The sequence below is a fragment of the Martinezella rhizogenes genome (genome assembly GCF_027460065.1).
Classification (GTDB): Bacteria; Pseudomonadota; Alphaproteobacteria; order Rhizobiales; family Rhizobiaceae; genus Agrobacterium; species Agrobacterium rhizogenes_C.
On record NZ_JAPYZZ010000044.1, the window covers coordinates 1 to 3,746 of the forward strand.

The 3,746-nt window shown below is 53.0% G+C and carries 3 protein-coding genes; all 3 read right to left on the reverse strand.

What is annotated here, in order from left to right; translation table 11 throughout:
• The coding region (locus O8B93_RS27750; protein ID WP_269713093.1) for a hemagglutinin repeat-containing protein at positions 1 to 707 on the reverse strand (707 nt) is incomplete at its 3' end.
• 793 nt (positions 708 to 1,500) lie between these two features.
• Positions 1,501 to 2,067, reverse strand: a complete 567-nt coding sequence (locus tag O8B93_RS27755) for an imm11 family protein (protein ID WP_269713094.1) — start codon at positions 2,065 to 2,067, stop codon at positions 1,501 to 1,503.
• Positions 2,068 to 2,071: 4 nt separating this feature from the next.
• Positions 2,072 to 3,746, reverse strand: a 1,675-nt coding sequence (locus tag O8B93_RS27760) for an AHH domain-containing protein (RefSeq protein ID WP_269713095.1), incomplete at its 5' end; no start/stop codon positions are given.

Here is a 3,746-nt window from a genome sequence, read left to right on the forward strand (position 1 = left end):
CCCTGCTTGTCCTCCTTCTTCTCATAGGAGAAGCCGATGGAGTTCAGCCCGCCGCCGCTCATGCCGATAGAACCGCCGACATTCTTGTATTGGTCGGTGTCCTTCAAGTCAGCCACAGTCAGCGTCTCGGTATCGAGGCTGATATCGCCGTCGGTTGCCTGAAGCAGCGCACCGATCAGCGTCGTATCTTCACCGACCTTGATATCGATGCCCTGGGCCGCAATGATCCCCGAACCGGAAGACCATGCCTTCAATCCGTCTTCCTTCGAGCCGCGAACGCTCCAGTCGGCCGGGTTCACACCAATGGTCAGGCCGAAGAAGAAACCATCACGCCAGCCCTGTGCCTGCGGCGAGACAATGGTGAGATCGCGCCCAACATCCAGATCGACGGTCCTGCCGATGATGTTGCCGCCCAGAAGCGCCGTGTCGCGGCCAGATGTCAGCGAGACGTTTCCAGCCGCGGTAATCGACGCATTCGTCAGCGTCTCGTCATAACCCTTCGACTTGGCGATATCGAACCCGATTGAGGACAGGGAGAGCTGCAGGCCAAAGGAGGATGACTTGTCCTTCGCGTAGTCGACAAGGGCGGCCAGGAGAATATCGCGACCGGCATCGATGGCGACATCGCCACCGGAGACCATCCGCGTACCCTGGTCAAGGATGACATCCAGCCCGGCCTTCATGACGATATCGCCACCAGCCGTCATCTCGGATATCTGGCTCTCGGACCAACGTTGCTCGCTCTTCCAGAAGTTTTGTGATGCCTAATAAGAGGAGAATCCTACTGCAGCTATCACAAGAAGGCCCTCACGCAATCTTTTCCGTATCAATCTCTCTAACATGAGCCATCAATACTTCATTCCTATTTGTACCTGCCCAAATCCGATCACAATTAGGGCACCGCAAAACACTCTCCATCCCTGATTTTACTGCAGAGACAAATGCGTCCATTCGCATATCGCGAGCTAGACCTTTCATATTTTGAATGTCGCTTATTAGCGCTTCCGCTAGATCATATAACTCTACATCGACCACCCTAGATTGCATTATGTATTGTTCGTATGGTTCCACTCCCCTTTTCAAAAGCATGATGTATCCGCAACGGCACTTAAAGGAACCCATTACCGCCTCTCAGTTAGGTCCAAGACCATTGAATCTATTGAACTGATAAACCTCAGATCCCTTCTGAAAAAGCAAAAGCGAGTTTTGTGGAACATTCAATATCGATGCCCTGCGCAGCCACAATCCCCGAGCCGGAGGGACCATGCCTTGAAACCATCCTCCTTCGAGCCACGAAGAGTCCAGTCGGCCGGGTTCACACCAATGGTCAGGTCGAAAGAGAAACTATCACGCCAGCCCTGTGCCTGCAGCGAGATGACCATAACCTTGCATACTCAATCTGAGCTTTCTTTCCATCGCAGTGAGCATGGCACGCGGCCAGAAGAACGAAGGTCTTTGCGGAGCGGCACGCGCTAAATGCGTTCGCAAATAACGCACATCTCAAGCGCACAATTCGAATTTGAGTCCAGTCAGATCAAGTTTATCTAAAGCACTTTTTATGCGATCGCTAACGATCATTGCCGTTGGATACCGCTTTACTCTAAAAATATCATGCCCAGCGGCTTTTACTGGATCGATAACCAGTCTGAGAACAGAGTGGTACTCCCCCGCCCGATCTGGGCGAACGGGATCATCTCGTGTAAAAACTTGGTAAACAGATGATTCCTCGTCAAAACAATCTATCATTTTGTCGGTGACCATAGCGTAGTACTGATGAAAAGTCTGTTTTTCTCTTTCCAACGTCAGTTCAAAAAATCTTACGCCTTCCACGAAACTGAGAGCATTCTTTAGCCGATCACTTACTACTGGAACAACAAATGCGTCAGTGAGAGTAAAATCCATCTCAACACCGTCACGTGTTAAAGATAATCTATACCTCTGATCTACAACGCCGTCCCCCGTTAAAAATTGCCAATTATATCCGCTGTTAATGTTGTCCCCTGCTATTTCATCAAGGTACCATCTTCCTGGGTAATTTATATCGTCTTCGAGTTGCCAAAATAACAATTCATTACCTCTTCGTTAGCCAATTGTTAACTGGAGTTCCTGGCGTGGAAGCTTCTTTGCCAATCCGCTTTAAAGTTTCCTCTACTGCGTTTTTGTACTGCGGAGATCCGGCTTGCAAGCCAAACGTCGCACCGGTCAGATTCCTGAGTACATATGCGTGATATGCCTCGGGATGAGGCCCTTTGTGTCCTACAACGGCGACTTTGTTCAACGCATCTTCGAGGTCAAGCCCTGCCTTCTGAAAAATCTGCTCGAATCGAGGAGTCCAAGGCCCTCCTCTAGCCGTCGATACGCAATTCTTGTTGGTGCAGATATGGTGGATTGGCGCTTTATCAACGATCTGCTTTCCGAGTTCAGCAGCCCCATCGCCCCCGGCCTTAAGGACATCCTTGACTGCGGAGGCACTTTTACCCAGAAGCTTCCCTGCCTTTGCGATGGGTAGGAAGCCGACCCCCGCGATCATGATGCCGGCGACATCACCGCTATCGGCGGCTTCAACCATCGCAACCGTATCGGCGACCGGCGTGAACTCGTAAGCGATACCGGCAATGGTCAAGAGGCCATCGAGGGCCGTTGATCGCGGTAACTGCGCCAGGGTCATATCGGTCTCGAACTGAGCGATGTTGCCGCCCGAAGCCAGTCCTTCCATCGCCGCGACGACAGATTGTGGATTCACCCGCGTCGTATCAGCCGTGCGATAAGCCAGCGCCTGAAACCCGCTGGGGTTGGCCCGATATGCTGCAAGAAGATCGTCCGCCGCATTGACCGGGTTGTCGGATACGCAATTCAAGAGATCACGGAACGCAGCATCGAGACGGAAAGGTCCACCGTTGACGTCATCGGTCGAGGTGCTCGTTAGGCCCTTGATGACTTCATTACGGAAATTGGCGACTGCTATCTCGACCGAATTCGGATTTGTCTTCAACGTTTGCAGATAGGCTGCCAATTCCACCTGGCAGACGCCATTCGTAGCGCACGGAACGACGACCGCGCCCCCTTCATAATTGCTCGCCTTACCGAACAGGATTGTCTGGCCCATCGCGATCAGCGTCAGGGTTCCCTCGGGCAGCTTATCCATACTGCCGTAGTGCTCGATTGCCGCGTCGGCAGTTTCAAGCTTGCGAACTGTGAGTTCAAAAATCGGGTCGCCTTTGGCAAGCGCTGTTGCTTCTTCCGGCGACGCACCATTGATGATCATTTTGCGCCAGACATCGACAGCCCGACCACCCTGAGCCGCGATCTCTCCCGGAACCAGCGCACTCTGGGCTCGTTGATAATTCTGGATCGCCTTGATGTTATCCCCGAACTCGATCAGGTTCTGCACATCAAGCTCACCCGACAGCTTGGTGTAGTCGTCCTTCGTGATCTCCTGATACTTCGAGGCATCCTTGTTGATGGAGGCGAGAAGCTGCTCGGCTGCCGCCTTGTCCGCCTCCGTTCCGGCAACACCGTCCTTGTCCGCGTCGCGAATGGTCACGTTCAATTCGCCTGACGCATCCAGCGTCGTGCGGGTTTCGCCCTGCTTGTCCTTCTTCTCATAGGAGAAGCCGATGGAGTTCAGCCCGCCGCCGCTCATGCCGATAGAACCGCCGACATTCTTGTATTGGTCGGTGTCCTTCAAGTCAGCCACAGTCAGCGTCTCGGTATCGAGGCTGATATCGCCGTCGGTTGCCTGAAGC